The organism is Flavimobilis marinus (assembly GCF_900113055.1).
Lineage (GTDB): Bacteria > Actinomycetota > Actinomycetes > Actinomycetales > Cellulomonadaceae > Flavimobilis > Flavimobilis marinus.
On sequence record NZ_FONZ01000005.1, the window covers coordinates 136,201 to 162,337 of the forward strand.

The window sequence follows — 26,137 nt, forward strand, 5'->3', positions numbered from 1 at the left end:
CGGGGTCAGACGACGATGCTGTAGCCGGCCTCGTCGATCGCGTGGCGCAGGGTGTCGGCGGGGATCTCGTCGTCGGAGACGACCGTCACCTGGGAGGCGCCGTCGGTGACGAGCTCGATCGACACGGACTTGACGGCGTCGATCTGCTCGAGCTCCTCGGTGACGTGGCGGACGCAGTTGCCGCAGGTCATGCCGGTGACGCCGAACGTGGTGGTGGTGGTCTGCTCGCTCATGGTTTCTCCTCGGGGTTGGTGACTCGGGGGGACTCGGGGTGGGAACGCTGCGCTCAGCGCAGCAGGCGACCGATCGCGTCGGCGGCCTCGCGCACCTTCGCTGCGCCGGCCTCCTCGGACTGCTGGGCGGCGTGCACGACGCAGTGGCCCAGGTGGTCCTCGACGAGGCCGAGGCTGACGGCCTGCAGAGCCTTGGTGACGGCCGCGACCTGCGTGAGGATGTCGATGCAGTAGACGTCCTCCTCGACCATCCGCGCGATGCCGCGCACCTGGCCCTCGACACGGCGCAGACGCTTGAGGTACGCGTCCTTGTCGGAGGCGTACCCGTGGGGGCCGTCGTGCGTGGTCGGGCTCGCGTCGGTGCTCATGCGAAGCAACGTATACCCCAGAGGGGTATACGTGCAAGTACCCCCTGGGGGTATGTGCACCCGGATGCCGGACCTATCCCTCCAGGCGCTGCGGCGTGCCGCCGGGCTCCCCCGAGGAGGCGCCGTGGCCGATGGTGCGAACCTGCCCCGGACCGACCGGGTTGAGCCGCATGGCCAGCACCGCTCGGGCGGCGGGGCTCAATGAGCCGAGCAGCCTGCGGTGCTCCACGAACGCGAGTCGGCGCAGCTCACGCTCGAGCTCGGCGGCGGGTGTCGACATGGTCGGTCACCTCTGCTGCACGGACTCGCGCGGCGACGGCACCGGATCGTCGTCCTGGCTCACGGAGAGGAGCAGGATGGCGAGGATCACGGCGCCGAGGATCGTGGCGGTCGACACCGCGACGGCAGCCCAGGTCAGCGGTCTGCTCGAGGCGTCGGAGCGCAGCTGCACGATGCCCATCACGAGCGCGGCCAGGGCCAGCGGCAGCGCGATGAACGGGTTGAGCAGGAGCAGCGCGAGGCTCGCGCCGGCCATCGCGAGCGAGAGGGCCGGCAACCACCGGGGAGGCTGGGCTGCGTGGTGCGGCTCGGCGGGCGTCGTGGACGCGGCGATCGCGTCGACCGGACCGAGCTCGGCGAGCACCTGGCGCACGGCGTCCGTGCTGGGCGCGTTCCCCAGAGCCTCGTCGAGGTGCTCGGTGATCGATGCCAGCGTCTCGGCTCGTTCGCGCGGGTCCGAGCCGCGCAGGGCGCGGTCGAGGTCGGCCAGGTACGCCTCGACCAGCGGGTGCTTGTTCATGGCGGTCCTCGTGGTCGTCATCGGGTCTCCTTGAGCACGGTGTCGACGTCTTCGCGGAACGGACCCCAGGTCGCGGCGAAGGCGGCGAGGGCGGCGGTGCCCTCGGCGGTGAGCTCGTAGTAGCGGCGCGGCGGGCCGCTCGTCGACTCCTGCCACGTCGTCTCCACGAGGCCTTGCTTCCGGAGTCGTGACAGGAGGGGATAGAGGGTGCCCTCGCTCGCGAAGAGCACCTGGTGGCGACCGAGGCGCGACGCGAGCTCGAGGCCGTAGGCGGGACCGGTGCGCAGGCACGCGAGCACGCAGTACTCCAGCACGCCCTTGCGCAGCTGCGTGAGCACACTCTCGGAGACCCCGGTCATGAAGGCACCGTAGCAGTATCGTGCACTACAAGGTATAGACGAATGCCAGGAACCTTGCTTTGGTGTTCCCGGACAGGGCGTGCGTGCTGTCCGACGACGCTGGAAGGAGTCTGATGCGGAGTCTCGGGAGAGTGACGGCCTCGGCCGTGCTCGCTGTGCTGATGCTGCTCGGCGGCGCGGTCGCCGCGACGGCGGATGAGCCAGACGCGGACCCGGCGGACCTCGCAGACCTGCTTCCTGTCACCACCGAGGTCGAGGTCGGACCGCAGCTGCCAGCTGACCTTCCGGCCCTCACGAGCCTCGCGGTCGCCAAGGGCGGAGCCCAGACCGTGTCGCCCATGGCGACGGGCTGTTGGACCCAGCGCTGGACCTGGCGCCCCCGCTCGGCTGCGGGCACCGTCCTCTACACCTTCTACCACGTGGGCTACTGGTGCGCGTCGGGCACCCGCGTCACCGCGGCGCGCGTGGCATCCGCCGGCGGCGAGACCCGGACGCCGGGCTGGCAGTACCGCGGGATCGTCGACCGCGGCGCCGGGGTCGTCTCCAACCAGGGGCGGTCGTTCACGCAGCACAAGTTCACCCTGCGGGCGGGTGGGATCGAGGTGCAGAGCCGGCTCCAGTGCGCCCGCGTCAGGGGTGCCGCCTCGGGTGGATCGTCGTCGGACGGTACCTGCGGCATCTACTGAGGCCGACTCGGACGGTCGCGAGGCAGCGCAGGGGGCTGCCTCGCGACCGTCGTCACGCCCGGTATCACCGGAATGGGCGATCCGCCCGGTGGACCGGCCGCGCACCGGGGTCACATTGCGATAACGATCACAATCGCTGCAAATACGCTGGTCACAGCGCCGATTTGGTCAAGAGATGGCCAGGAGTTGACCTGGCCGCCCGGTCCGTGGACCGCAGATCCACCCCGGATGGGGCATGGTGGAGCAGGACTTCCGCCGTGTCGGCGTCGAGCCTGCGGCCCTCTGGGTCGCCTGCGCCGCTCGTGCGGTGCTGGCCACCGCGCCTCGTGCGGTGCACGCCTGCGTCTCGCTGAGCTGCCGGTCGGAAGTCGATCCCACGACGATGTGCGCCCTCACGGGCGCGTGCCCCGACGAAGGTAGTGATCCCCGCACACATGTCAGCGATTCGCGTAGAGAACGTCTACAAGGTCTTCGGCCGCAAGCCCGGCGAGGCGGTCCGCCGCCTGAAGCAGGGCGCGAGCCGGGACGACGTCCCGGGCACCGCCGCGGTCATCGACGCGAGCTTCGACGTCGCCCCCGGTGAGATCTTCGTCGTCATGGGCCTCTCGGGCTCCGGCAAGTCGACCCTCATCCGCATGCTCAACGGGCTGTGGCGCCCGAGCGCGGGCAAGGTCCTGCTCGGCGACGACGACCTCGCCACCGTGAGCGCCGGGCGGATGCGCACCTTGCGTCGTACCAAGGTCTCCATGGTGTTCCAGCACTTCGCGCTCCTGCCGCACCGCACGGTGCTCGACAATGCCGCCTACCCCCTCGAGATCCAGGGGATGGGCAAGGATGAGCGCCGGGCCAAGGCGCGAGAGGCTCTCGCCCTCGTCGGGCTCGACCAGTGGGAGGAGTCGCTCCCGTCGCAGCTGTCGGGCGGCATGCGTCAGCGCGTGGGCCTCGCCCGTGCGCTGGCCGCCGACACCGACATCCTGCTCATGGACGAGGCGTTCTCCGCGCTCGACCCCCTGATCCGCCGCGAGATGCAGGAGCAGCTCGTCGAGCTGCAGCAGAAGCTCGGCAAGACGATCATCTTCATCACCCACGACCTGAACGAGGCCATGTATCTCGGTGACCGGATCGCGGTCATGCGCGACGGCCGGATCGTGCAGATCGGCACCGCGGAGGAGATCCTCTCCGACCCCGCCAACGACTACGTCGCGCAGTTCGTCGCCGACGTCGACCGCACGCGCGTCCTGACGGCGTCGTCGGTCATGGTCCGCCCCACGGCCGTCGTGTCCTGGACCGCCGGGCCGCGCCAGGCGAGCCGCACCATGCGGGAGGCCCAGGTGTCCGCCGCGTTCGTGGTCGACCGCAACCGCGTGCTGCGCGGCGTGGTCCGCGACGACGAGGCGGTGGCCGCCCTGCGCGCCGGCGCCGAGTCGATCGAGCAGATCGTCCGCAACGACATGGCCACGGTCAACGTGACGACGTCGCTCGCGGAGATCTTCGCGCCGTCGGCCGAGTCACCACTCCCGGTCCCGGTGATCGACGACGACGGGCGCCTCATGGGCGTCGTCCCGCGCGTCACCCTGCTCGAGGCGATGGTGCCCCCGGACACGGACACGGACACGGACACGGACACGGACCCGAGCACCGACGACGGCGCGGACCTGGTGCCTGCGCTGCCGGACGCCGCCGCTCCGACGGAAGGAGACCTGCGATGAGCGACACGATCATTCCCCGCGTCCCGCTGGGCGACGGCGTCGCCGACTTCGTCGCGTGGGTCACCGACGCCGGAGAGGTCGTCTTCGACAGCATCAAGACGGTCCTGCTGGGCGCCTACGAGGGACTCGACCTCGTCCTGACCTCACCGCCCTTCTGGGTGATCGCCCTGCTGCTGTCCGGCCTCGCGCTCCTGGCGAAGGGCTGGAAGCTCGCCCTCGGCTCGGCGATCGGGTTCTCGGTCATCGCCGCGGTGGACCAGTGGTCCAATGCGATGGACACCCTCGCCCTGGTCATCCTCGCGAGTGGCATCGCGCTGGTCATCGGCATCCCGCTGGGCATCTGGGCCGCGCGCAACGATCACGTCTCCCGTGCCGTGCGGCCTGTCCTGGACTTCATGCAGACGATGCCCGCGTTCGTCTACCTGATCCCGACGGTCGTCATCTTCCTGACCGGCGCGGTGCCGGGGATCGTCGCGACCGTCGTCTTCGCCCTGGCCCCCGGCGTCCGCTTCACCGAGCTCGGCATCCGCCAGGTCGACAAGGAGGTCGTCGAGGCCGGCCACGCGTTCGGCGCGAGCGAGGGACGCATCCTGCGTCAGATCCAGCTCCCCCTGGCCATGCCGACACTGATGGCGGGCGTCAACCAGGTCATCATGCTGTCCCTGTCGATGGTCGTGATCTCGGGTCTGACCGGTGCGGCCGGCCTCGGCCGCGACGTCGTCGGTGCCCTCCAGCGAGTCAACGTCTCGCTCGGCTTCGAGGCGGGGCTCGCGGTCGTCATCCTCGCGATGTTCCTCGACCGGGTCACGGCGGCCTTCAGCGCCCGCTCACCCGTCGCCCGCGCGATCGCCACCGCCTCGGCCTGACGGCCTCGCCCGGCCCCGCTGCCGGGCCCCCTGAACCAGCACGTCACCAGCACAACCCTGGACGCCCGCCCGGGCGTCCGCGAAAGGAAAGCATGACCTTCTCACGCACGGCACGACGTTCCCTCGCAGCGGTCTCCGCGCTCGGCCTCGGCCTGACGCTCGCCGCCTGCTCCTCCGAGGACGAGACAACGCCTGCGGGCTCGTCGAGCCCGACCGCGGCGGACAAGAACATCACGATCGGTGTCCACAGCGGCTGGGACGAGGGCATCGCCGTCTCCCACCTGTTCAAGGTCATGCTCGAGGACGACGGTTACGAGGTCCAGGCGGAGACCGCAGACGCGGGCATCGTCTACACGGGCCTCGCCGGCGGCGACTACGACGTCAACTTCGACATGTGGCTGCCGATCACGCACGCGGACTACCTGAAGAAGTACGAGGACGACCTCGAGCAGCTGGGCGTCTGGTACGACGACGCCAAGCTCACGATCGCTGTGAACGAAAACGCTCCGATCTCGTCCCTCGCGGAGCTGGCTGAGAATGCGGACGCGTTCGGCAACCGGATCGTCGGCATCGAGTCCGGTGCGGGCCTGACCCGCATCACGCAGGACGAGGCCATCCCGACGTACGGGCTCGAGGACATGGAGTTCGTCATCTCCTCGACCCCGGCGATGCTCGCCGAGCTCAAGAGCCAGACCGAGGCGGGCGAGAACGTCGCCGTCACGCTGTGGCGTCCGCACTGGGCCTACGACGAGTACCCGATCCGCGACCTCGAGGACCCCGAGGGCGTCATGGGCGGCGCCGAGGAGATCCACACGGTCGGCCGTGACGGCTTCTCTGCCGACCACCCGGACGTGGCCGCGATGATCAAGGCGTTCACGCTGAACGACGAGCAGCTGTTCTCGCTCGAGAACATCATGTTCAACGAGAACCAGGGCGAGAACCCGGACGAGTCCGTCCGTCAGTGGCTCGAGGCGAACCCCACGTTCGTCGACGACCTGAAGACGGCCGCCGGCCTCAGCTGACCCCAGGGCCCCGCGGCCCCGCGGCCCCGACGAAGAATGGGCGGTATCTGTTGCTCTCAGCAACAGATACCGCCCATTCCCGTGTCCCGGGAACGGGACTCGGATCGGGACCGGGTCAGACGGCCGGCGTCGCCGCTGCCGCTGCGCGGGTTGCGGCCGGGAGGGCGCCGACGATCTGGTCGAGCGCCGCGTCGTCGTGCGCCGCCGTGAGGAACCAGGCCTCGAACACCGACGGCGGGAGCGCCACCCCGGCGTCGAGCATCGCGTGGAAGAACGGCGGATAGCGCCAGGACTCCTGGGCGAGCACGTCGGCGTAGCTCCGCGGACCGCCAGCGCGCACGAGCCCGTCCCCGAACGCGAAGGAGAACAGCGAGCCCGCGCGCTGGACCGTGTGCGCCACACCCTCGGCGGTCAGCGCGGCGCTCACGGCCTCCGACACGATCCCGGCGGCACGGTCCACGTGCGCGTACACCGCGTCGTCGGCGGCCCGCAGGGTAGCCAGGCCGGCGGCGACGGCCACCGGGTTCCCGGACAGCGTGCCCGCCTGGTACACCGGCCCCAGCGGCGCGAGGTGGTCCATCACGGCGGCAGGCCCGCCCACGCCGGCCACGGGCATCCCGCCGCCGATGACCTTGCCGAACGTGAAGAGGTCGGGGGCCCAGCCCTCGGGCTGACCCTCCAGGCCCCACCAGCCGGCGCGGCTGACGCGGAAGCCGGTGAGCACCTCGTCGAGGATCAGCAGCGCGCCGTGCGCCGCGGTGATGCGCCGCAGGCCCGCGTTGAAGCCAGCGTCCGGCTCGACGACGCCCATGTTCGCCGGAGCCGCCTCGGTGATGACGGCGGCGATGCGCGGGCCGTGCTCGGCGAAGGCGGCCTCCACGGCTGCGAGGTCGTTGTAGGGCAGCACGAGGGTCTCGCCCGCGGACGCCTCGGTCACGCCGGCGGAACCGGGCAGTGCGAGGGTCGCGACGCCCGAGCCGGCCTGCGCCAGGAGCGCGTCGAGGTGCCCGTGGTAGCAGCCGGCGAACTTGATGAGCAGGGGACGGCCCGTCACGCCGCGCGCGAGGCGCACCGCGGTCATGGTTGCCTCGGTCCCGGTCGAGACCAGGCGCAGCTTCTCGACGGCGGGCACGCGCGCGATCACCTGCTCGGCGAGCTCGGCCTCGGCCAGGGTCGGCGCGCCGAACGACAGCCCGCGCGCGGCGGCCTCCTGGACCGCGGCGACGACCGCGGGGTGCGCGTGCCCCAGGAGCGCGGGGCCCCACGAGGCGACCAGGTCGACGTACGTGCGACCGGCGCCGTCGGTGATCGTGGCACCGCGGGCGGAGGTCACGAACCGTGGCGTGCCGCCGACCGAGCCGTAGGCGCGTACGGGTGAGCTCACCCCGCCGGGCAGCACGGACTGGGCCCGCGCGAAGGCGTCCTCGTTGGTGGTCATCGGAGCATCCCCGCCACTTCCTGGGCCCAGTAGGTCAAGATCATGTCCGCCCCGGCGCGCTTGATGCCGACCAGGGACTCGAGGATCGCGCGCTCGCGCTCGATCCAGCCCTGCGCGGCGGCGGCCTCGATCATCGCGTACTCGCCGGACACCTGGTAGGCGGCGACGGGCAGGTCCGACGCCGCCGCGACGTCCGCGAGCACGTCCAGGTATGGCCCGGCGGGCTTGACCATGATCACGTCCGCGCCCTCCTCGACGTCGAGCGCGACCTCGCGGGCCGCCTCGCGGCGGTTGCCCGGCTCCATCTGGTACGTCTTGCGGTCGCCCGTGAGCGTGGACTCGACGGCGTCGCGGAACGGCCCGTAGAAGGCGGAGGCGTACTTGGCGGCGTAGGCGAGGATCGCGGTGTCGGTGTGCCCGGCCGCGTCGAGAGCCTCCCGCACGGCGCCGACCTGGCCGTCCATCATCCCGGACAGGCCCAGCATGTGGCCGCCGACCTCCGCGTGCACGAGGGCCATCTCGACGTAGCGGGCGAGCGTCGCGTCGTTGTCCACGCTGCCGTCCGCGCGCACGAGGCCGCAGTGCCCGTGGTCGGTGAACTCGTCGAGGCAGACGTCGGTCATGACGACGAGCGCGTCCCCGACCTCGCTGACGACGTCGGCGATCCCGAGGTTCAGGATGCCGTCGGGGTCGGTCGCGCCGGAGCCGACGGCATCGCGCGTCGCGGGGACGCCGAACAGCATGACGCCGCCCAGACCGGCCTCGGCCGCAGCGGCGGCCGCCCGGCGCAGCGAGTCCCGGGTGTGCTGCAGCACGCCGGGCATCGACGGGATCTCCCGCGCTTCGCTGAGACCTTCGCGGACGAACATCGGCAGCACGAGCTCGCGGGCGTGCAGCCGCGTCTCGGCGGTCAGCGACCGCATCGCCGGCGAGGTGCGCAGGCGGCGGGGGCGGTAGTACGGCGTGGTCATGACGGCCTTCCGGGCTCGGGCGTGCGGCGGCTCGTGGCGCCCGCGAGGGCGGCGAGCAGGGTCGCCACGGTGGCGGGGACGCTGGGATCGGGCGCGACGTCGGCGACGCGGATCCCGAGCGACTGCGCGGTCTCGGCGGTGCGCGGGCCGAGGCAGACGACGACGGGGTCGGGCCCCGCGCTCGTGCGCAGGCGCGCCCACGTGGTCGCCACGCTCGATGACGTCAGCACGACAGCGTCGACGTCGTGGGCCTCGGCGCCGAGCGAGTCCGCGGTGAGGGTCTGGTACGCGTCGACCGCGGTGACGTCCCATCCCTGGGCGGTCAGACCGTGCTCGAGCTCGGGGCGTGCCAGCGCGGAGTGCGGGAGGAACGCGGTGGCCGGGCCCAGGGGGCCGAGGTCCGTGACCATGCCGCGGGCGGAGTGCTCCGTCGTGGGCACGTGCTGGACGGTGAGGCCTGCCTGCTCGGCGCGGCGGGCGGTCGAGGGTCCGACGGCGGCGACGCGTGAGCCCCGGGCGGCCTCGGCGAGCGTCACGCGGGGCCGCGGTCGCATGCCGGCGGGCGTGGCGTTGACCTCGAGGGCGACCTCGAGCGCGTCCACGGTGCGCTCGCTGGTCAGGAGCAGCCAGTCGAACACGCCGTCGCGCAGGAGGCGCAGGGCGTGCCGGACCGGCTCGCGGTCCTTGGGTGGTCCGAAGGTGATCAGCGGCGCGAGCACGGGATCGAGGCCGGCCTCGACGAGGGCGTCGGACCACCGGGCGCCAGCCGTCCCGTCACGCGGCACCAGAACTCGGGGGCGGGCAGTCATTGCTTCACTCTCGCCCGGCGGGCCCGACCGGTGCAAGCGCAGCGGCCCCCTGGGCGAGCAGGTCCGCGGCTGCGTCGCGGCCGAGCGCGACCGCCTGGGCTACGGGGTCCGGGCCGAGCGCAACCTCGCGGTGGTCGCGCAGCACCCTCGACCCGTCGAGGGCGGCGACCACCACGTCCAAGCGCAGCACCGCGCCGTCGACGAGCCCGAGCGCGCCCACCGGGGCAGCGCAGCCTGCCTCCAGGTGCTCGAGCAGTGCGCGCTCGGCCGCCACGGCGACCCGCGTCGGCAGGTGGTCGAGGGCGGTCAGCCCGGGGATGACGTGCTGCTCGTCGGCGCGGCACTCGACGGCCAGGGCGCCCTGGCCCGCCGCGGGCAGCATGACGGCCGGATCGAGCAGGTCCGTGGCGGCGTCGAGCATGTCGAGGCGGGCGAGGCCGGCGGCCGCGAGGACGACGGCGTCGAGGTCCGCGGTGATGCGCGCGAGCCGGGTGCCGACGTTGCCCCGGATGTCCACGACGTCGAGGTCTGGGCGGACCGCGAGCAGCTGCGCCTTGCGACGCGGGGAGCCCGTGCCGACGCGCGAGCCCTGCGGGAGGGTCTCGAGGGTGTGGTCGTCGCGCGCGCAGAGGGCGTCGCGCGGGTCGACGCGCTCGGGCACGGCGGCGGTGACGAGCCCGGGGGCGGCGCCGGTGGGCAGGTCCTTGAGCGAGTGCACAGCGACGTCGCAGCGTCCCTCGAGGAGCGCGTCGCGCAGCGCGGTCACGAACACGCCCGTGCCGCCCAGCTGGGTGAGCGAGCCGCGCAGGCGGTCCCCGTCGGTGCGCACGTGCACGGTCTCGATCTGGGCGCCGCCCGCGGCTGTGAGCGCGTCGGCCACGTGACCCGTCTGGGTGGTCGCGAGGGCGGAGGCGCGGGTGCCGATGCGGACGGTCGTCACGAGTCGGCCCCCGCGACCGTCGGCTTCACCGCGCCCGCCGGGTTCAGGCAGCACCCCGCGGGGCAGACGTCGAACCAGGGGCCCAGGCGCGTGTCGGAGCGCCGCGTGGCGCCCTCGAGCCGCTCGCCCACGAGGTCGGCCAGACCGGTGACGAACTGCGGGTCGACGCCGGGGGTGGGCACGCGCTCCGCGACGAGCCCCAGGGACGTCGCCGTCGTCATGGCCTCGTTGTCGAGGTCCCAGAGGACCTCCATGTGGTCGGAGACGAACCCGAGCGGCACGATCACGACGCCGCGCACGCCCTCGCCGGCGAGCTCGGTGATGCGGTCGTTGATGTCGGGCTCGAGCCACGGCGTCGTCGGCGCGCCGGAGCGGGACTGGTAGACGAGCTCCCAGGGCGTCCCGGCCAGGCCTGCGGCGTCCATGACGAGCTCCGCGACCGCGAGGTGCTGGGCCTCGTACGCGCCGCCGTCGCGCCACGGCACGCCCTCCTGCGGGCCGGTGGCGCCAGCCGCGCGGGTGGGGATCGAGTGCGTCGAGAACAGGACCCGGACGTCGTCGGGCGAGGCCTGCGCGCCGGTCGCCTGGGCGACCTGCTCGCGGAGGCGACCGGTGGCGCCCTGCACGCCGTCGACGAACGGGCCGACGAACCCGGGGTGGTCGAAGTACTGGCGGATCTTGTCGATCTGCAGCTCGCCGGTCAGCCCGGTCTCGTCGAGCGCCCGGGCGAGGTCCTCGCGGTACTGCCGGCAGCCGGAGTAGGAGGAGTACGCGCTCGTGACGAGGGTGAGGATGCGCCGGTGGCCCGCGGCGTGGGCCTCGCGCAGGGTGTCGGCGAGGTAGGGGGCCCAGTTGCGGTTGCCCCAGACGACGGGCAGGTCCCAGCCGCGGGCGGCGAGCTCGGTCTCGAGGGCCGCGCGCAGCTGGCGGTTCTGGTCGTTGATCGGGCTCACGCCGCCGTAGGCGCGGTAGTGCACCGCGACCTCCTCGAGGCGCTCGTCGGGGATACCCCGGCCCCCGGTGACGTTGCGCAGGTAGGGCAGGACGTCGTCCTGACCCTCGGGTCCGCCGAAGCCGAGCAGGAGCACGGCGTCGTACGGCGTCGGCTCCGTGCCGACGCGTGCGGGCAACGCCCCGGCGACGGAGGCGAAGTAGTCCTCGAGCGTGCTCACGCTGTGCCGACCAGGATCTGGGTGAGCTCGGCGACGTCGACGCGGCGCCCCGTGTAGAAGGGGATCTCCTCGCGGACGTGGCGGCGGGCCTCGGTGTAGCGCAGGTGGCGCATAAGGTCGACCAGGTCGGTGAGCTCGTCGGCCTCGAGGCCCAGGAGCCACTCGTAGTCGCCCAGCGCGAACGCCGAGACCGTGTTGGCGAGCACCTGTGGGTAGTCGCGGCCCATCATCCCGTGGTCCCGCAGCATCGTGCGGCGCTCCTCCTCGGGCAGCAAGTACCACTCGTAGGAGCGCACGAACGGGTAGATGGTCAGCCAGCGCGCGGGCGGCACGTCGCGCATGTAGGCCGGAAGGTGCCGGGCGGTGAACTCCGCAGGGCGGTGCACCCCCATCGCGTTCCACGTCGGCAGCAGCGGTGCCAGCAGCCCGGTGCGGCGCAGGGTGCGCAGGGCGGCCTGGACGTCGGCGGCCTCGGCGCCGTGCAGCCACACCATGGCGTCGGCGTCCGCACGCAGGCCCGACACGTCGTAGAAGCCTCGCACCGTGACGTCGCCGGGCAGGGCGGCGGCGGCGGTCTCGAGCTCGGCGGCCAGCGTCGCGGCGTCGGTCCCGGTCGGGGCGGCCGCGGGGTCACGGCGAAGGACGGCCCAGAGGGTGTAGGCGACCGGTTCGGGTCCGGTCTCGGTGGCGGACGCGCCGCCGTACACGTCGGAGGAGGTCATGGCCCTCAGTCTGCGCCCGTGGGGAGGCGAACGGAAATCGACGGAGAAATGTCACACCGGGAAATGACGACATGTCTGCAAACCCTCGCAGGGGCCATATGTCGGCTAATCCGCGAGGTGGCCGGTGCCATTCTTGAGCTGCTCGGCGAGCGCGGTCGCGACCGCCCGGGCGTCGGCGACCACGGCCGCGAGACCGGTGCCTGCGATCCAGGCGCCGGCCACGTGGAGGCCGGGCTGCTCGTGCGCCGCCGCGCGCACGGCGCGCACGCGGTCCGCGTGGCCGACGCCCGCGTAGGGCAGGCCCGCCGGGAACCGCACGACGGCGGACCCGACGACCTGCTCGGGTGCGACCGGCACGCCCAGGAGCACGCCGACGTCGTGGATCGCCGTGCTGATGAGCGCATCGTTCGACGCGGTGGGCGCGTCTGCCTCACCGAGCCGCCCGAACGACAACCGGACCACGTGGTGGTCCCGGGGCAGCGCGTCACGGACCCAGTCCCACTTGGCGCTCGCGTGCGTCAGCGCCTTGGCGCGGATCCCCAACGCGGGCCCGGCGCCGGGGGCGACGAGCACGCCCGTCCCGCGTGGGGCGTCGTTGAGATCGGGGTGCTCCAGCACGAGCGTCACGAGACTGACCCCGGCGCCCCCGGACGGCTGCGGGATGGTGACCCCGGGGAGCAGCGGGGTGAGGAGTGCGCCGGCGGCGGGGAGGTCGGTCGCGACGACGACGTGCGCGGCGCCGAGCGTGGCGCCGTCGGCGAGAGTCAGCCGCCACGGCGAGCGCCGCGTCCCCGCCACGCGCTCGATCGCGTCGACGCGCGCCCCGGGGCGGATCACGCCGCCGTGGCCGACGACCTCGTCAGCCAGGGCGGTGACGAGGTTGTGCATCCCGCCGCGGATCCCGGCGACGGCGGCCCCGGCTGGTGCGGCGGCCCGCAGTGCGGCAGCGGCCGCCATGAGCGAGCCGTGCTCGGCCACGGCGCGGCGCAGTCCCGGCGCCACCGCGTCGACGTCGAGCAGCATGGGGTCGGTCGAGTGCACGCCGCCGGCGACGGGCGCGACGAGGCGGTCGAGCACCTCCTGTCCCAGCCGGGCCCGCACGAGGTGGCCGAGGCTCACGCTCGTGCCGGCGCGGCCCGTACCGATGCGACGCGGGAGGTAGCGGTCGAGCCGTGCGCGGCGCACCGCTGCTCGGCCCGCGACGCGCTCGATCTCCTCGAGGTCCGTCGGGATGCCGAGCACGCCGGATCGGGGCAGCGGTGCCGCGCCGGCGTCGTGGGCGACCCAGGCGCCCACCGGCGAGGGCGGCACGACGCGCGAGGTCAGGTGCAGCTCCTCGAGGAGATCGGCCACCGCGACGCTGCGCGTGGCGAACGACTCCGCGCCTGCGTCGACGGTGACCGTGCGGAAGCGTCCGCGGCCAGCGGCCTGCGCGGTGGGGTCGCGCTGCACGGTCAGGGGGCCGACCACGCCGCCCAGGTGCCGCGAACCCTCGAGGACCTCGACGTTCAGACCCGCGCGGGCGAGGTCGCGCGCGATCACGAGCCCCGCGACACCGCCGCCGACGACGACGACGCGCGGTGCCCGGCGACTCACGGCAGCGCCGTCTCGTGCACGACCTGGACGAGGCGGGTCAGGACCGCGGGGTCGGTGTCCGGGGGCACGCCGTGCCCGAGGTTGACCACGTGCGCAGGCGCCTGACGACCTTGGGCGAGGACCTCGCGAGCGTGCGCGTGCAGCACGTCCTCGGGGGTGAAGAGCATCGCCGGGTCGATGTTCCCCTGGAGGGGGACGGCGTCGCCGAGCATGGTGCTGGCCTCGGACAGCGGCGTGCGGTGGTCGACGCCCACGACGTCCGCCCCGACGTCGCGCATGGCCGTCAGCAGGTGGCCGGTCGAGGTGCCGAAGTGGATGACCGGCACGGGGCGTCCGCCGACGTCGAGGCTGCGGACCTCGCGCAGCGCGAGGGTCGAGTACGGGGCCACGTGGCGCTCGTAGTCGGCGAGCGACAGCGACCCGGCCCAGGAGTCGAACAGCTGGGCGGCGCTCGCGCCGGCGCGCACCTGGGCCGTGAGGAAGTGGCCGGTGACGTTCGCGCACCAGCGCAGCAGGGCGTCCCAGACCTCGGGCTGGCCGTGCATCATGGCGCGTGCGGCGAGGTGGTCGCGCGAGGGGCGACCCTCGACCATGTAGGCGGCGAGCGTGAAGGGTGCGCCCGCGAAGCCGATCAGCGGGGTGTCGCCCTCGCCGCTCGCGCCGGGGAGCTCGGCGAGGCCGGCGACGGTGAGCGCGACGGCCTCGGCGACGGGGGCGAGCGCCGCGTCCGTGAGCTGGAGGTCGCCCAGGCGGGCGACGTCGTCGGCGGTGCGCACGGGCGACCCGAGGACGGGGCCGACGCCGGGGGCGATGTCGACGTCCACGCCCGCGAGGCGCAGGGGCACGACGATGTCGGAGAAGAAGATGCCCGCGTCGACGCCGTGGCGGCGCACGGGCTGAAGCGTGATCTCGCTCGCGAGGTCGGGGCGCAGGCAGGACTCGATCATGCCCGTGCCGGCGCGCAGCTCGCGGTACTCGGGCAGCGAGCGACCGGCCTGACGCATGAACCAGACGGGCGTGACGTCGGGACGGTCGCCGCGGAACGCGCGCACGATCCGCGAGTTTTCTGTCGTCCCGTCAGATAAAGGGTGGCCGGATGTGATGTTCACCCGTCGATTGTGCTCCGGAATGCGCCCGATGCTTAAATCGAGGGGCCGTGAATCTCCTTTCCTTCAGTGCTTCGCACCGTGACCTCGACCTGGACGTCCTCGAGCGCCTGAGCGCGGGGGCGACCTCCGTGGGCCGTGACCTGGTCGCGGCGTGCCCCACGGTCACCGGTGCGGTCGTCCTCGCGACGTGCAACAGGCTCGAGGTCTACGTGGAGACCCCCGACGGCGCGCAGCCGGACGAGATCGCCGCGGCCCTGACGGACGCGGTCGCGTCGTCGGGCGACATCGACCCGGGCGCCGCGCGCGACGCCCTGCGCCTGCGGTCCGCCGACGACGCCACGCGCCACCTGTTCGAGGTCGCCTCCGGGCTCGACTCGATGGTGGTCGGCGAGCGCGAGATCGCCGGCCAGGTGCGCCGTGCGCTCACGGCCGCGCACGCGGCCGGCATGACGTCCACGACGCTCGAGCAGGCGTTCCAGTTCGCCTCCCGCGTCTCGCGGCGGGTCGAGGCGGCTACGGGGCTGGGCTCGGCCGGACGCTCGATCGTCAACGTCGGGCTGGACCTGGTGGCTGCCGCCGCGCCGCCGTGGCGCCAGGCTCGCGTCATCCTCATCGGCACCGGGTCGTACGCGGGGGCGTCGCTCGCGGCCCTGCGGGCCCGTGGCTGCGACGACGTCCGCGTCTACTCGCGCTCGGGCCGCGCCGAGGCCTTCGCGGCCGCGCGCGGGGTCGACTCGATCCCCGTCGACGGTCTCGTCGAGGCGCTCGCGGACGCCGACGTCGTCGTGTCCTGCTCGGGCCGCATCGGGACGGTGCTCGACGCTGCCGCCGTCGCGTCGGCCCGCGAGCGCGCCACGGTGCTCGCCGAGGACCGGGCGCACGAGCCCGACGCCCCCGCCCGCCCGCTCGTCCTCCTGGACCTCGCCCTGCAGCGCGACGTCGAGGCGGACGTCGCCGACGTCGAGGGCGTCCTGCTCCTGGACCTCGCGACCATCCGGGCGAACGCCCCGCAGGTCGGCACCGAGCCCGTCGAACGCGCCCGCGAGGTCGTGGCCGACGCCGTCGAGGAGTTCTCCGAGCGGCTCGCCGCCCGCACCGTCGACCTCGCGGTGGTCGACGAGATCCGCGCGCTCGAGGAGCTCGCCCACGCCGAGGTCGTCGCGGGCGTCGCTGCGCTCGGGGGCCAGCGCCTGGACGCCCCGGCCCGCGCGCGCGCCGAGAAGACGCTGCGCCAGGAGGTCCGGGCGCGCCTGCACGCGGAGATCCAGGCGGCCAAGGCCGCCGTGCGCGCCCAAGTCGGCTCGATCGCCTGATCCGGACCTCCCCGGAGTTGTCATGCGTGGATCGGGCTAGAGCCCGACCCGCGCATGACAACTCGGGGTGGCTACAGGTAGTCGTCCACGAGCGACGCCGCCAGGCCCACGTAGCTCGCCGGCGTCATGGCCGCCAGGCGCTCCGTGACGTCGTCGGGCAGGCCGAGGCCGCCCACGAACTCCCGCATCTGCTCGCCCGTGAGGCGCTGGCCGCGTGTGAGGTCCTTGAGTCGCTCGTACGGGTTCTCCATGCCGGGCACGCCCGCGACGCCGGCGGCGCGCATCGCGGACTGGATGGCCTCGCCGAGGACCTCCCAGTTGGCGTCGAGGTCGGCGTCCAGCATGCGACGGTCCACCGCGAGGGCCGTGAGGCCGCGGCCGACGTTGTCGATCGCGAGCAGCGAGTGCCCGAACGCGGGGCCGATGTTGCGCTGCGTGGTCGAGTCGGTGAGGTCGCGCTGCAGGCGGCTCGTGACGAGCGTCGAGGCGAGCGTGTCCAGCAGGGCGCTCGAGATCTCGAGGTTGGCCTCGGCGTTCTCGAACCGGATCGGGTTGACCTTGTGCGGCATTGTCGATGACCCGGTGGCGCCGGCGACCGGGATCTGCGTGAACACCCCGAGCGAGATGTACGTCCACATGTCGGTGGCCAGGTTGTGCAGGATCCGGTTGAACCGCGCGACGTCGCTGTAGAGCTCGGCCTGCCAGTCGTGGCTCTCGATCTGCGTCGTCAGCGGGTTCCAGGTGAGGCCGAGGTGCTCGACGAACGTGCGCGAGACCTCGGGCCAGTCGGCGCCCGGGACGGCCGCGACGTGCGCACCGTAGGTGCCGGTCGCGCCGTTGAGCTTGCCGAGGAACTCCGCGCGCTCGATCCGGGTGAGCTGGCGGCGCAGGCGGTGCGCGAGGACCGCGAGCTCCTTGCCGAGCGTGGTCGGTGTCGCGGGCTGGCCGTGGGTGCGAGCGAGCATCGGGACGTCGGCGTGCTCGCGCGCCATCGCGACGAGCTGGTCGAGGAGCTCGTACGCCGCGGGCAGCCACACGCGCTCGACGGCGCCGCGCACCATGAGCGAGTAGGCGAGGTTGTTGATGTCCTCGCTCGTGCAGGCGAAGTGCACGAGCTCGCTCACGGCGGGCAGGTTCGTGTCCTGGCCCAGGATGCCGGGAGCGGCGGCGAGGCGACGCTTGAGGAAGTACTCGACGGCCTTGACGTCGTGCACCGTCTGGCGCTCGATCTCCGCGAGCTCGGCGATCCCGGCCGCGCTGAAGTCGGAGACGACGGCGCGCAGGTAGCCCTGCTCGTTGTCGGTGAGCGTCGGGGCGCCGGGCACCACCTGCTGGGAGGTCAGGTGGATGAGCCACTCGACCTCGACGTGCAGGCGCTCGCGGTTGAGCGCGGCCTCGGAGAGGTGGTCTACCAGCGGGGCGACCGCGGCGCGGTAGCGGCCGTCGAGCGGGCCGAGGGCGATCGGCGGCGTGGCCTCGGCCAGGCAGACACGGTCAGGGGCAGGCGAGGAGCTCGTCAGCGGCATGCCCGCATTGTTCCACGCCGTTTCTCAGCGCCGCCGACGACGCCGCTAGTCGGGCACGACGAGGTTGCCGACGAGCGTCACGACCGACACGACGACGGCCGCGAAGAACGCCGACCAGAACCCGTCGACGGCTAGCCCCCACGGCAGCAGCTCAGTGAGCCACGCGGTCAGGATCAGCATGAGCGCGTTGACGACGAGGAAGAACAGCCCGAGCGTGAGGATGTACAGCGGGAAGGCGAGAAACGCCACGACGGGACGCACGACGGCGTTGACGAGCCCGAGCACGAGCGCGACCACACCGAGCACGACGGCGGTCCCACCGGGCGTCTCAGCGCCGACGACATCGACGCCGCCCACGAGGGAGGTGGCGACCCAGAGCCCGAGCGCGGTCACGAGAGTCCGAGCGAGAAAACCCATGCCCCGATCCTGGCACAGGCCCCCACGCCCCTGGGACGGCGGCGAGCGGCGCCCCCTGGGGTGCGATGCTGGGGGCGTGAGCGAACGAGTGCCCTTGCGCCCCCAGGTCGATGCCCTTCCGCCGTACGTCCCCGGGGCCCGCCCCGGCGCCGGCGCGGCAGCGTTCAAGCTGTCGTCGAACGAGAACCCCTACCCGGTGCTGCCGTCGGTGCTGGCGGCGATCATCGACGCCGCCCAGGAGGCGAACCGGTACCCCGACATGTTCGCGACCGAGCTGACGAGCGCGCTGGAGGACACCCTCGGGCTCGAGCCGGGTCACGTCGTCGCGGGCAACGGCTCGGTGGCGGTGCTCTCGCACATCCTGCAGGCCGTGGTGAACCCGGGCGACGAGGTCGTCTACGCGTGGCGGTCGTTCGAGGCGTACCCGATCGCGGTGGCCGTCGCGGGCGGGGTCTCGGTGCAGGTCCCGCTGCGGCGCGACGAGTCGGGGGCCAGCACGGGCGAGCTCGATCTCGACGCGATGGCCGCGGCGGTCACCGACCGCACGAAGGTCGTGCTGGTGTGCTCGCCCAACAACCCGACCGGCCCGGTCGTGACCCACGCCGCGATGGAGCGGCTGCTGGCCGCGGTGCCGAGCGACGTCCTCGTCGTGCTGGACGAGGCGTACCTGGAGTTCGTCCGGGACCCCGACGTGGCGGACGGCCTGGCGCTGTTCCGCGAGCACCCGAACCTCGTGCTGCTGCGCACCTTCTCCAAGGCGTACGGGCTCGCGGGGCTCCGGGTGGGCTACGCCGTGGCCCGCAAGCGGCTGGCCTCGGGGATCCGCGGCACGTCGACGCCGTTCGGGGTCTCGCACGTCGCGCAGCGGGCCGCGCTCGCCTCCCTGCAGGCCAAGGACGAGCTCGACCGACAGGTCGAGGCGATCGTGGCGGAGCGGACGAGGCTCGTCGAGGCGTTGACTGCTCAGGGCTGGCGCGTGCCCGCGACGCAGGCCAACTTCGTGTGGTTCGACCTGGGTGCACGCACGGGGGCGTGCGCCACCCAGGCAGCCGACGCCGGAGTGATCGTCCGCCCGTTCGCGGGCGAGGGCCTGCGGGTCACCGTGGGCGAGCCCGAGGCGACGGACCTGCTCCTGGGCGTTGCAGCCCGCTGGCTCGACGCCGACGCCTGACCACCTCGGTCAGACGTGCGGTTGTGGGATCCCCACAACCGCACGATCGCCTTTCGGGCGCTTCCGGAGATGGTCGCGGCGGCGTTCCGTTCCCTACGCTTGCGTAGGTTACGGAACCGTAGCCTCCGCCCGTCCACCCGGGGAGTGCCTTGACCGCGAACCACGACGCCACGAACGTCGAGCTCGTCCAGCTGGTGACCCCAGCAGGCGAGCGCACCCACGACGCCGCCTCTGAGCCCTACCGGGCTCGCGCGGCAGCGCTGGGGACCCAGGAGATCCGCGCGTTCTACCGGGACATGACGCTCGTGCGCCGGTTCGACACCGAGGCGACCTCCCTGCAGCGGCAGGGCGAGCTCGGCCTGTGGCCGCAGTGCCTCGGCCAGGAGGCGGCCCAGGTCGGCTCCGGCCGGGCACTGGCGCCCCAGGACGTGGTGTTCCCCTCCTACCGGGAGCACGGCGTCGCGCACACCCGCGGCATGGACCTTGCGCAGATCCTCCAACTGTTCCGCGGGGTGGACCACGGCGGCTGGGACCCGGCCGAGCACAACTTCCACCTCTACACCCTGGTGATCGGCTCGCACACGCTGCACGCGACCGGATACGCGATGGGCGTCCAGCGCGACGGCCTCGTCGGCACGGGGGACCCCGCCCGGGACACCGCGGTCGTGACGTACTTCGGCGACGGCGCCACCTCCCAGGGCGACGTGAACGAGGCGCTCGTCTTCGCGGCCGTCAACCAGGCCCCGCTCGTGCTGTTCTGCCAGAACAACCAGTGGGCGATCTCCGAGCCGAACTCCCGCCAGTTCCGGGTGCCCGTCGCCCGCCGCGGCGAGGGGTTCGGCGTGCCGGGCGTCCGCGTGGACGGCAACGACGTCCTCGCGTCGTGGGCGGTCGCGCAGGAGGCGCTCGAGCGCGCCCGGTCCGGCGGCGGCCCCACCCTGGTCGAGGCGTACACGTACCGCATGGGCGCGCACACGACGTCGGACGACCCGACCCGGTACCGCAGCCGCGCCGAGGAGCAGTACTGGCGCGACCGCGACCCGCTTACCCGCATCGAGGCGCTGCTGAAGGCCGAGGACGGCTGGGACGAGACCTGGGCGCGCGACCTCGCCGACGAGGCGGACGCCCTCGGCGAGCACGTGCGCACCGCGTGCCGCGCGATGCCGGCCCCGGCCGCGGCGTCGATGTTCGAGCACGTGTACGCGACCGACAACGCGGTCGTCGAGGCGGACCGGGCGTGGTTCGCCGACTACGAGCAGAACTTCGAGGAGGCACGGTGACGATGACGACGACGCACCCCCCGACCGCGCAGGCGACCGGTACCCGCACCCTCACGCTGGCCAAGGCCATCAACCTCGGCCTGCGCCAGGCGCTCGCCGACGACGACAAGACCCTCCTCATGGGTGAGGACATCGGGCCGCTCGGCGGCGTGTTCCGGGTGACCGACGGCCTGCAGGCGGAGTTCGGCGAGCAGCGTGTGGTCGACACCCCGCTCGCGGAGTCGGGCATCGTCGGCACGGCGATCGGCCTCGCGCTGCGCGGCTACCGGCCCGTGTGCGAGATCCAGTTCGACGGATTCGTGTTCCCGGCGTTCGACCAGATCACGACGCAGCTCGCCAAGATGCACTACCGCTCCCGCGGGAAGCTCACGCTCCCGGTCGTCATCCGCATCCCCTACGGCGGCGGCATCGGTGCGATCGAGCACCACAGCGAGAGCCCCGAGGCACTGTTCGCCCACACGCCGGGCCTGCGCGTCGTGACGTGCGCGAACCCGGCCGACGCCTACTGGATGATCCAGGACGCGATCGCGAGCCCCGACCCCGTCCTGTTCTTCGAGCCCAAGGGCCGCTACTGGGACAAGGCCGAGGTCGACCTCGACCACCGCCCCGGCGCGGCGCAGGGCACGCTGGACCGCGCCGTCGTCGTGCGCCCGGGGACCGACCTCACGCTCGTCGCGTACGGGCCGACCGTGCACACGGCGCTCGCGGTCGCGCAGTCCGCGGCCGAGGAGGGCCGCAGCATCGAGGTCATCGACCTGCGCAGCATCTCGCCCCTCGACACGGCCACGGTCGTGGAGTCGGTGCGCCGGACGGGACGCTGCGTCGTCGTGCACGAGGCCCCGACCTACTTCGGCGCCGGCGCCGAGGTCGCCGCGCGCGTGACCGAGGAGTGCTTCTACTCCCTCGAGGCGCCCGTCCTGCGTGTCGGTGGTTTCCACACGCCGTACCCGGTGTCCAAGATCGAGCACGACTACCTGCCCGGGCTGGACCGCGTGCTCGACGCCGTCGACCGCGCCTTCGGGTTCTGAGGAGCAGCGCGATGCCAGTGTTCGAGACTTTCCTCCTGCCCGACGCCGGTGAGGGCCTCACCGAGGCCGAGATCGTGCAGTGGCACGTCGCGGTGGGGGACGCCGTGTCGGTGAACCAGACGATCGTCGAGATCGAGACGGCGAAGTCCCTCGTGGAGCTCCCGAGCCCGTGGACCGGGGTCGTCAGCCAGGTGCTCGTCGCCGAGGGCACGACCGTCGACGTCGGCACCCCGATCATCGTCGTCGACGTCGACCCGGGCGGCCCGCCCGCCGCGACGTCGGACGGCGGGGCTCCGGCCGAGGCCGCGACGCCCGAGGCGGCGGCCGGCAGCGGCAACGTCCTGGTCGGGTACGGGGTGGCGGCGCCGAGCGCGCGTCGTGCCCGCCGCGCTGGCGCGGGGTCGACCGCACCGGGGACGACGCCGAACGACCAGGCTGCAGCGACGCCAGCAGCGGCGACGCCCCCGCCTGCTGCGCCGGCGCCCGCGCAACCTGCGCCGTCGCCCGCCCGTGCCGCGCACGGCTCCGTCTACGCCAAGCCGCCCGTGCGCAAGCTGGCCAAGGACCTCGGCGTGGACCTCGGCAGCGTGGCGCCCACCGGACCGGGGGAGATCATCACCCGCGAGGACGTGCTCGCGTTCGCGCGCCAGGCCGAGGGCCAGACGCTCGCCACCTATCCGGGCGACGACGCACCCTGGCTCGCGTCCGGCACGGTCAGCGCGGACGGACGGCAGACCCGCGTCCCGGTGAAGAGCGTGCGCAAGCGCACCGCGGAGGCGATGGTCGCGAGCGCCTTCACCGCGCCCCACGTGACGGTGTTCCAGACGGTCGACGTCACCCGCACCATGCGGCTGGTCGAACGGCTGCGGGCCGACCGCGAGTTCGCCGACGTCCGCGTCACGCCGCTCCTGGTCACCGCGAAGGCGCTGCTCATCGCCCTCAACCGGCACCCGGAGGTCAACGCGAGCTGGGACGACGAGGCCCGCGAGATCGTCTACAAGCACTACGTGAACCTGGGCATCGCTGCGGCGACGCCCCGCGGCCTGGTCGTGCCGAACATCAAGGACGCGCACCGGATGTCGCTGACCGAGCTGGCCCGCGGGCTCGCCGACCTCACGGCCGCGGCGCGCGCCGGCAAGACGACGCCGGCGGACATGAGCGACGGCACGATCACGATCACCAACGTCGGGGTGTTCGGGATCGACACGGGCACGCCGATCCTCAACCCGGGCGAGGCGGCGATCCTCGCGTTCGGCGCCATCCGTGAGCAGCCGTGGGTGCACAAGGGCAAGATCAAGAAGCGGATGGTCACCCAGCTCGCGCTGAGCGTCGACCACCGCCTGGTGGACGGCGGCCTCGCGTCGCGGCTCCTGGCCGACGTCGCCGCGGTGCTGCACGACCCCGCTCAGGCCCTCGTCTGGGCCTGAGCGGGGACGCTCGACGGCGCGCCGTCGGGCAGGTCAGGCCGTGATGGCGAGGGCGAAGCGGTCGCCCTCGCGGGAGAAGCCGATCTTCTCGTAGTACGCGCCGGGTGCTGACGCGCTCCCCGGCGCGGTGACGATGCGCCGGTACCCCTTGGCGGCGAACAGCTGCGAGCTGCGGAAGACGAACTCGCCGGGCGTGAAGTCGCGGTAGCGCTCGACGACGTAGTCGAGGTCGACCTGCACCTCGCCGTCGCCGGCGTCGTGGGCGAGCACGTAGCCCACCGTCTCGTCGCCGTGCACGATGAGGTACGCCTCGCGGGCCTCGGTGACGGGGCGGCCCGCGGCGGCAGGGTTGAACGTAGCGATGTCCGCCGCGTGCTGGCCGAGCAGGTGCTGCAGGTAGGCGTCGTCCGGACGGACCTCGACGACGTCGTAGGACGCGGTCGAGTGGCGCTCGCCCATGAGCTTGCGCAGGTAGTAGATGTTGATGGCGGCGAGCACCACGTTGAGGCCGGTCATCGGCCACACGCCGGAGATCGAGTTGTACGCGATGAGGATGAGGCAGCCGACGAGGTTGATCAGGCGCAGACGCAGGATGCGGGTCTGCAGCAGCGACCAGACGAGGATCGCTGAGCCGATCCAGCCGACGATCTCAAGGATGGGCATGAGGTGCCCCTTCGGTCACGGCACCGGGTGCCGGGGCCGACCTCCGTGGTCGGCGACCCGACGATAGCCTGCGGCTCGTCGGCCGTACACCCCCCAAGGTCCCGGGCTCGCCGAGCGCCCGGGCTGCGGGCTGGGCGCGGCTCGGGACGCTGTGGAAAGGTGGACGACGTTCCCCGACGAGACGGAGACTGCTGTGACGACCGCCGACGAGAGCGTGCTGCTGCTGGGCGAGACCCCGACCTCCGACGCCGAGGCGGCGGCCGAGCAGGCGTGGTGGAGGTCGACCGTGGTCTACCAGGTCTACCCGCGCAGCTTCGCCGACTCCGACGGCGACGGCGTCGGCGACATCCCGGGGATCATCTCCAGGCTCGACTACCTGCAGGACCTGGGGGTCGGCGTCGTGTGGCTGTCACCGGTCTACCGGTCGCCGCAGGACGACAACGGCTACGACATCAGCGACTACCAGGACGTCGACCCGATGTTCGGGACGCTCGAGGACCTCGACGCGCTGATCGCCGGGCTGCACGAGCGCGGCATGCGGCTCGTCATGGACCTGGTGGTGAACCACACGTCCGACGAGCACCCGTGGTTCGTGGAGTCGGCTTCCTCCCGGGATGCTGCGCGCCGCGACTGGTACATCTGGCGGCCGCCCCGTCCCGGCATGGCCGGTGGCGAGCCCGGCGCCGAGCCGAACAACTGGGGCTCGATCTTCTCCGGGCCGGCGTGGCAGTACGACGAGCGGACCGGCGAGTACTACCTGCACCTGTTCACCCGCAAGCAGCCCGACCTCAACTGGGAGAACCCGGAGGTTCGGCAGGCGGTCTACGCGATGATGCGCTGGTGGCTCGACCGCGGGGTCGACGGCTTCCGCATGGACGTCATCAACTTCATCTCCAAGGCGGAGGGCCTGCCCGACGGGGAGGTGCCCCCGGGCGCGCTGTACGGCAACGGGTTCCCGCACTTCGGGTCGGGTCCGCGCATCCACGAGTTCCTGCAGGAGATGAACCGCGAGGTGTTCGGGGACGATCCGTCGCGGTTCCTCACGGTGGGCGAGATGCCTGGCGCGACGGTGGAGCAGGCGCGGCGCTACACGGACGCGGAGCGACGCGAGGTCAACATGATCTTCCAGTTCGAGCACATGGAGGTCGACGAGGGCCCGGGGGGCAAGTTCGACCCGCGTCCCATCGCGCTGTCCGAGCTGAAGGCGTCCCTCGGACGCTGGCAGGAGGGCCTCGCGAGCGTCGGGTGGAACAGCCTGTACTGGTCGAACCACGACCGGCCGCGCGCGGTGTCCCGGTTCGGGGACGACGGCGTGCACCGGGTCGCCTCTGCCAAGGCGCTGGCGACGGTCCTGCACCTGATGCGCGGGACGCCATACGTCTACCAGGGCGAGGAGCTCGGCATGACGAACACAGTCTTCCGGGACCTCGACGACTTCCGGGACGTCGAGTCCCTCAACCACTACCGCGAGGCCGTCGGCGTCCGGGGACAGGATCCGGCGCAGGTGCTCGAGGCCCTGCGGTACGCGGGGCGCGACAACTCGCGCACGCCGGTGCAGTGGACTGACGGTCCCCAGGCGGGCTTCACGACCGGGGAACCGTGGATCCCGGTGACCCCGAACTACCGCGAGATCAATGCCGCCGCCCAGGTCGGGGACCCGGACTCGGTGCGCAGCCACTACCAGCGACTGATCCGGCTGCGGCGCGAGCACGCGGTCGTGGTCGACGGCTCGCTGCGCATGCTGCTTCCCGACGACGAGCAGGTCTTCGCGTACGAGCGCACCCTGGGAGGGGTGCGGATGCTCGTGCTGGCGAACCTCTCGTCGGCTTCGGCGACCGTGCCGGCGCAGGCCCTGGCGGGGCCTGCGGACTGGGCGCAGGCGGCGGTGCTGAACACCAACGTGGCCAACCCCGCGGCGATCACCGACGCGGGTGTCGAGCTGGCTCCCTGGGAAGCAACGGTGCGGCTGGTCGACGGAACGTGACAGCACCGAACAAGTCGTCTTACCGCTGCTCAGCGCCGGTGAATGGCGGGTTGCCACGGGGTGACCGGGGTCACCCGAGGCCGACTTGACCCTTGCGCCAGGAGCCCCGTAATGTTCTCGAAGTCAGCCCGCCAGGGAGGAACAGACACGAGGCCGCCGCAAGGCAGGCCGTGGCTGGTCCCGGCGGAAGACAACCCCCACAACCTCTCGAGGGCGAACTCCGCCCTCCTGACGTGTGTGGGCGACCGGGATCCGTTTCCCGACTCTGCGCTCTTGAAGCGTGGGGTTGGACAGGATGGGTTCGGTCGGGTAAGTTTGAACGGTTGCCTCCGAACGGCCCGCGAGGGTGGATCGGGGAGCGTCTGTTCCTTGAGAACTCAACAGTGTGCTTGATAGTCAATGCCAAATATCCCTCGTGGACTGCTGGTGTCTGCTGCTACATGGTGGCTGGCTCGGTGGTCTTGAGGATTCCTTTGGTTGATTGAACGAAAACGCAAGTTTTTGTTTTTGTAGCCAGTTTTTATGTGGG

At 72.5% G+C, this 26,137-nt stretch carries 26 protein-coding genes; 10 read left to right on the plus strand and 16 right to left on the minus strand.

The window, feature by feature from the left end; translation table 11 throughout:
- Nucleotides 1-5: 5 nt before the first annotated feature.
- The 5 genes from BMZ30_RS12770 to BMZ30_RS12790 form a co-directional block, all read right to left on the minus strand.
- The gene (locus BMZ30_RS12770) at nucleotides 6-233 is read right to left on the minus strand and encodes a heavy-metal-associated domain-containing protein (RefSeq protein WP_093379534.1); all 228 of its coding nucleotides are present in this window, start codon (nucleotides 231-233) and stop codon (nucleotides 6-8) included.
- 53 nt (nucleotides 234-286) lie between these two features.
- Nucleotides 287-601 (minus strand): metal-sensitive transcriptional regulator, encoded by a 315-nt coding sequence (locus BMZ30_RS12775; RefSeq protein WP_093379536.1) that lies wholly within the window; start codon nucleotides 599-601, stop codon nucleotides 287-289.
- 73 nt (nucleotides 602-674) lie between these two features.
- Entirely contained in the window at nucleotides 675-881 is a 207-nt protein-coding gene (locus BMZ30_RS12780; RefSeq protein WP_093379539.1) for a hypothetical protein, read from the minus strand.
- Nucleotides 882-887: 6 nt separating this feature from the next.
- Nucleotides 888-1,421 (minus strand): HAAS signaling domain-containing protein, encoded by a 534-nt coding sequence (locus BMZ30_RS12785; protein WP_093379541.1) that lies wholly within the window; start codon nucleotides 1,419-1,421, stop codon nucleotides 888-890.
- Nucleotides 1,418-1,759, minus strand: coding sequence for a PadR family transcriptional regulator (locus BMZ30_RS12790; protein ID WP_093379543.1), 342 nt, complete (start codon nucleotides 1,757-1,759; stop codon nucleotides 1,418-1,420). Before BMZ30_RS12790 ends, BMZ30_RS12785 begins: the two co-directional genes overlap by 4 nt.
- Nucleotides 1,760-1,890: 131 nt before the next feature.
- On the opposite strand from BMZ30_RS12790, the gene BMZ30_RS12795 reads away from it, so the two are divergent.
- From BMZ30_RS12795 to BMZ30_RS12810, 4 genes are all read left to right on the plus strand, one after another.
- The gene (locus BMZ30_RS12795) at nucleotides 1,891-2,445 is read left to right on the plus strand and encodes a hypothetical protein (RefSeq protein WP_093379546.1); all 555 of its coding nucleotides are present in this window, start codon (nucleotides 1,891-1,893) and stop codon (nucleotides 2,443-2,445) included.
- Nucleotides 2,446-2,879: 434 nt separating this feature from the next.
- Complete coding sequence (locus BMZ30_RS12800; protein ID WP_093379548.1) at nucleotides 2,880-4,154, plus strand: quaternary amine ABC transporter ATP-binding protein; 1,275 nt, start codon at nucleotides 2,880-2,882, stop codon at nucleotides 4,152-4,154.
- Nucleotides 4,151-5,020: an ABC transporter permease gene (locus BMZ30_RS12805; RefSeq protein WP_093379551.1), complete on the plus strand. Its 870-nt coding sequence runs from the start codon at nucleotides 4,151-4,153 to the stop codon at nucleotides 5,018-5,020. The genes BMZ30_RS12800 and BMZ30_RS12805 overlap by 4 nt, the downstream gene beginning before the upstream one ends.
- Nucleotides 5,021-5,112: 92 nt before the next feature.
- A complete protein-coding gene (locus BMZ30_RS12810) occupies nucleotides 5,113-6,042 on the plus strand; it encodes a glycine betaine ABC transporter substrate-binding protein (protein ID WP_093379553.1) in 930 nt (309 codons plus the stop codon).
- Nucleotides 6,043-6,157: 115 nt separating this feature from the next.
- Here BMZ30_RS12810 and hemL read toward each other — a convergent pair whose 3' ends face one another.
- The 8 genes from hemL to hemE form a co-directional block, all read right to left on the minus strand.
- Nucleotides 6,158-7,480, minus strand: a complete 1,323-nt coding sequence (gene hemL / locus BMZ30_RS12815; protein WP_093379556.1) for a glutamate-1-semialdehyde 2,1-aminomutase — start codon at nucleotides 7,478-7,480, stop codon at nucleotides 6,158-6,160.
- Nucleotides 7,477-8,451, minus strand: coding sequence for a porphobilinogen synthase (gene hemB, locus BMZ30_RS12820; protein ID WP_093379558.1), 975 nt, complete (start codon nucleotides 8,449-8,451; stop codon nucleotides 7,477-7,479). The genes hemL and hemB overlap by 4 nt, the downstream gene beginning before the upstream one ends.
- A complete protein-coding gene (locus tag BMZ30_RS12825; protein WP_093379561.1) occupies nucleotides 8,448-9,260 on the minus strand; it encodes a uroporphyrinogen-III synthase in 813 nt (270 codons plus the stop codon). The genes hemB and BMZ30_RS12825 overlap by 4 nt, the downstream gene beginning before the upstream one ends.
- Nucleotides 9,261-9,264: 4 nt before the next feature.
- A complete protein-coding gene (gene hemC / locus BMZ30_RS12830) occupies nucleotides 9,265-10,200 on the minus strand; it encodes a hydroxymethylbilane synthase (RefSeq protein WP_093379641.1) in 936 nt (311 codons plus the stop codon).
- Nucleotides 10,197-11,330 (minus strand): ferrochelatase, encoded by a 1,134-nt coding sequence (locus BMZ30_RS12835; protein ID WP_229828482.1) that lies wholly within the window; start codon nucleotides 11,328-11,330, stop codon nucleotides 10,197-10,199. The genes hemC and BMZ30_RS12835 overlap by 4 nt, the downstream gene beginning before the upstream one ends.
- 38 nt (nucleotides 11,331-11,368) lie before the next feature.
- Entirely contained in the window at nucleotides 11,369-12,094 is a 726-nt protein-coding gene (gene hemQ / locus BMZ30_RS12840) for a hydrogen peroxide-dependent heme synthase (RefSeq protein ID WP_093379566.1), read from the minus strand.
- Nucleotides 12,095-12,199: 105 nt separating this feature from the next.
- Entirely contained in the window at nucleotides 12,200-13,690 is a 1,491-nt protein-coding gene (locus tag BMZ30_RS12845) for a protoporphyrinogen/coproporphyrinogen oxidase (RefSeq protein WP_093379568.1), read from the minus strand.
- Nucleotides 13,687-14,799, minus strand: coding sequence for a uroporphyrinogen decarboxylase (hemE, locus tag BMZ30_RS12850; RefSeq protein WP_093379571.1), 1,113 nt, complete (start codon nucleotides 14,797-14,799; stop codon nucleotides 13,687-13,689). The genes BMZ30_RS12845 and hemE overlap by 4 nt, the downstream gene beginning before the upstream one ends.
- A gap of 47 nt (nucleotides 14,800-14,846) precedes the next feature.
- On the opposite strand from hemE, the gene BMZ30_RS12855 reads away from it, so the two are divergent.
- The gene (locus tag BMZ30_RS12855) at nucleotides 14,847-16,112 is read left to right on the plus strand and encodes a glutamyl-tRNA reductase (RefSeq protein ID WP_093379573.1); all 1,266 of its coding nucleotides are present in this window, start codon (nucleotides 14,847-14,849) and stop codon (nucleotides 16,110-16,112) included.
- 71 nt (nucleotides 16,113-16,183) lie between these two features.
- Here the strand turns inward: BMZ30_RS12855 and purB are convergent, their stop codons facing one another.
- Together purB and BMZ30_RS12865 are read right to left on the minus strand one after the other, a co-directional pair.
- A complete protein-coding gene (gene purB / locus BMZ30_RS12860) occupies nucleotides 16,184-17,638 on the minus strand; it encodes an adenylosuccinate lyase (RefSeq protein WP_093379576.1) in 1,455 nt (484 codons plus the stop codon).
- 45 nt (nucleotides 17,639-17,683) lie between these two features.
- A complete protein-coding gene (locus BMZ30_RS12865; RefSeq protein WP_093379578.1) occupies nucleotides 17,684-18,055 on the minus strand; it encodes a phage holin family protein in 372 nt (123 codons plus the stop codon).
- 76 nt (nucleotides 18,056-18,131) lie between these two features.
- Here BMZ30_RS12865 and hisC point away from each other — a divergent pair, with 76 nt between their 5' ends.
- From hisC to BMZ30_RS12885, 4 genes are all read left to right on the plus strand, one after another.
- Nucleotides 18,132-19,226, plus strand: a complete 1,095-nt coding sequence (hisC, locus tag BMZ30_RS12870) for a histidinol-phosphate transaminase (protein WP_229828422.1) — start codon at nucleotides 18,132-18,134, stop codon at nucleotides 19,224-19,226.
- 149 nt (nucleotides 19,227-19,375) lie between these two features.
- On the plus strand, nucleotides 19,376-20,506 hold the full coding sequence (pdhA, locus tag BMZ30_RS12875; RefSeq protein ID WP_093379582.1) for a pyruvate dehydrogenase (acetyl-transferring) E1 component subunit alpha: 1,131 nt from the start codon (nucleotides 19,376-19,378) through the stop codon (nucleotides 20,504-20,506).
- A gap of 2 nt (nucleotides 20,507-20,508) precedes the next feature.
- Complete coding sequence (locus tag BMZ30_RS12880; RefSeq protein WP_093379644.1) at nucleotides 20,509-21,534, plus strand: alpha-ketoacid dehydrogenase subunit beta; 1,026 nt, start codon at nucleotides 20,509-20,511, stop codon at nucleotides 21,532-21,534.
- 11 nt (nucleotides 21,535-21,545) lie between these two features.
- Nucleotides 21,546-22,961, plus strand: coding sequence for a dihydrolipoamide acetyltransferase family protein (locus tag BMZ30_RS12885; protein WP_093379585.1), 1,416 nt, complete (start codon nucleotides 21,546-21,548; stop codon nucleotides 22,959-22,961).
- Nucleotides 22,962-22,994: 33 nt separating this feature from the next.
- Here BMZ30_RS12885 and BMZ30_RS12890 read toward each other — a convergent pair whose 3' ends face one another.
- Nucleotides 22,995-23,624: a hypothetical protein gene (locus tag BMZ30_RS12890; RefSeq protein WP_093379587.1), complete on the minus strand. Its 630-nt coding sequence runs from the start codon at nucleotides 23,622-23,624 to the stop codon at nucleotides 22,995-22,997.
- A gap of 214 nt (nucleotides 23,625-23,838) precedes the next feature.
- Here BMZ30_RS12890 and BMZ30_RS12895 point away from each other — a divergent pair, with 214 nt between their 5' ends.
- Nucleotides 23,839-25,608, plus strand: coding sequence for an alpha-glucosidase (locus BMZ30_RS12895; RefSeq protein WP_268248149.1), 1,770 nt, complete (start codon nucleotides 23,839-23,841; stop codon nucleotides 25,606-25,608).
- Nucleotides 25,609-26,137 lie beyond the last annotated feature (529 nt).

Excerpts from the sequence above, each read along its gene's own strand:
- BMZ30_RS12770 (WP_093379534.1), bottom strand. The coding sequence starts at position 233 with ATGAGCGAGCAGACCACCACCACCACGTTCGGCGTCACCGGCATGACC.
- BMZ30_RS12775 (WP_093379536.1), bottom strand. The coding sequence starts at position 601 with ATGAGCACCGACGCGAGCCCGACCACGCACGACGGCCCCCACGGGTAC.
- BMZ30_RS12780 (WP_093379539.1), bottom strand. The coding sequence starts at position 881 with ATGTCGACACCCGCCGCCGAGCTCGAGCGTGAGCTGCGCCGACTCGCG.
- BMZ30_RS12785 (WP_093379541.1), bottom strand. The coding sequence starts at position 1,421 with ATGACGACCACGAGGACCGCCATGAACAAGCACCCGCTGGTCGAGGCG.
- BMZ30_RS12790 (WP_093379543.1), bottom strand. The coding sequence starts at position 1,759 with ATGACCGGGGTCTCCGAGAGTGTGCTCACGCAGCTGCGCAAGGGCGTG.
- BMZ30_RS12800 (WP_093379548.1), top strand. The coding sequence starts at position 2,880 with ATGTCAGCGATTCGCGTAGAGAACGTCTACAAGGTCTTCGGCCGCAAG.
- BMZ30_RS12805 (WP_093379551.1), top strand. The coding sequence starts at position 4,151 with ATGAGCGACACGATCATTCCCCGCGTCCCGCTGGGCGACGGCGTCGCC.
- BMZ30_RS12810 (WP_093379553.1), top strand. The coding sequence starts at position 5,113 with ATGACCTTCTCACGCACGGCACGACGTTCCCTCGCAGCGGTCTCCGCG.
- hemL (WP_093379556.1), bottom strand. The coding sequence starts at position 7,480 with ATGACCACCAACGAGGACGCCTTCGCGCGGGCCCAGTCCGTGCTGCCC.
- hemB (WP_093379558.1), bottom strand. The coding sequence starts at position 8,451 with ATGACCACGCCGTACTACCGCCCCCGCCGCCTGCGCACCTCGCCGGCG.
- BMZ30_RS12825 (WP_093379561.1), bottom strand. The coding sequence starts at position 9,260 with ATGACTGCCCGCCCCCGAGTTCTGGTGCCGCGTGACGGGACGGCTGGC.
- hemQ (WP_093379566.1), bottom strand. The coding sequence starts at position 12,094 with ATGACCTCCTCCGACGTGTACGGCGGCGCGTCCGCCACCGAGACCGGA.
- purB (WP_093379576.1), bottom strand. The coding sequence starts at position 17,638 with ATGCCGCTGACGAGCTCCTCGCCTGCCCCTGACCGTGTCTGCCTGGCC.
- BMZ30_RS12865 (WP_093379578.1), bottom strand. The coding sequence starts at position 18,055 with ATGGGTTTTCTCGCTCGGACTCTCGTGACCGCGCTCGGGCTCTGGGTC.
- BMZ30_RS12880 (WP_093379644.1), top strand. The coding sequence starts at position 20,509 with ATGACGACGACGCACCCCCCGACCGCGCAGGCGACCGGTACCCGCACC.
- BMZ30_RS12885 (WP_093379585.1), top strand. The coding sequence starts at position 21,546 with ATGCCAGTGTTCGAGACTTTCCTCCTGCCCGACGCCGGTGAGGGCCTC.
- BMZ30_RS12890 (WP_093379587.1), bottom strand. The coding sequence starts at position 23,624 with ATGCCCATCCTTGAGATCGTCGGCTGGATCGGCTCAGCGATCCTCGTC.